This window comes from Kluyvera sp. 142486 (genome assembly GCF_046569695.1).
GTDB lineage: Bacteria > Pseudomonadota > Gammaproteobacteria > Enterobacterales > Enterobacteriaceae > Kluyvera.
In genome coordinates this window covers 1-1,208 of sequence record NZ_JBKHUI010000041.1, presented here as the reverse complement: position 1 = coordinate 1,208, position 1,208 = coordinate 1, and the positions used below count along the sequence as shown (strand labels likewise).

1 protein-coding gene is annotated in these 1,208 nt (G+C 51.7%); it reads right to left on the bottom strand.

From position 1 onward, the window contains the following. Positions 1-17: 17 nt before the first annotated feature. Positions 18-1,129, bottom strand: a protein-coding gene (locus ACLGE8_RS22645) for an IS3 family transposase (RefSeq protein WP_411001370.1) whose coding sequence is annotated in 2 segments (ribosomal slippage) — positions 18-868 and positions 868-1,129 — 1,113 coding nt in all. Because the reading frame shifts where the segments join, the coding sequence is not laid out codon by codon here. Positions 1,130-1,208: the final 79 nt, after the last annotated feature.

The window sequence follows — 1,208 nt, the reverse complement described above, 5'->3', positions numbered from 1 at the left end:
GTGTAAGCACACCTGTTTTAGTTCCACGCACTTTTTGAGATTTCCGGTTTTTCAGCCATCAGCCGGTACTCTTCTGGCGTCAGGTTATTCAGGGATTCATGGGGTCGCTCACTGTTATATTCAGCCAGCCATCGCTCAGTTATTTCCCGCGCTTCATTCAGGGTCCTGAAGAGATAAAAATCCAGGATTTCTGTCCGGTACGTCCGGTTAAACCGTTCGATAAAGGCATTCTGCGTCGGTTTGCCCGGCCTGATAAACTCCAGCATTACCCCGTGTTCTTCCGCCCATTGTGCCAGCGCCAGCGACGCCAGTTCTGGTCCGTTATCCATACGCATCTTCAGTGGATATCCGCGGTTTGCCACTATCCTGTCCAGTACCCGGACGACACGTTGGGCCGGGATATTCAGGTCGATTTCTATCGCCAGGGCTTCCCGGTTAAAATCGTCCACCACATTGAAGGTACGGAAGCGTCTGCCACACACCAGCGCGTCGTGCATAAAATCGATGGACCAGCTCTGATTAAGTGCCTCAGGGGTTGCCAGTGGCGCAGGGTTTCGTACCGGCAGACGATGCTTGCCTTTGCGGCGAAAATTCAGCTTCAGTACGCAGTAAATCCGGTGAACACGCTTATGATTCCAGGCGTTACCCTGCCTGCGTAGCACCTGAAACAGCTTCTTAAAACCGTATCGCGGATAGCGTTCTGCCAGTTCAGTCAACGCAAGGATCACCGGTTCATCACGCCGGGTATCGGGCTGATAAAAATACACCGTCCTGCTCAGCGATAATGTCCTGCACGCCTGGCGGATGCTCATGGCAAACTTTGCCGTCAGATAGCTGACGAGCTCCCGCTTTATCGCTGGTTTTAAAGCTTTTTTTCGATAACGTCTTTCAGTGCCCGACATTCAAGGCTGAGATCGGCAAACATCTGCTTCAGACGACGATTTTCGTCCTCAAGGTCTTTGATTTTTTTGATATCAGCAGCTTCCATCCCGCCATATTTCGCCTTCCAGTTGTAGTAGCTGGCTTCGGAAATAGCGGCCTCACGACACACATCTTTGACGGTCCTGCCCGCTTCGACGGACTTCAGGACGGCGATGATCTGGTGCTCGGTGAATCGGATCTTACGCATAGCGATCTCCTCAGGGGACATAATCAGTATGTCGGAAGATCTCTAAAAGTGAATGGGTCGTTTTGCCGGGATACTTACA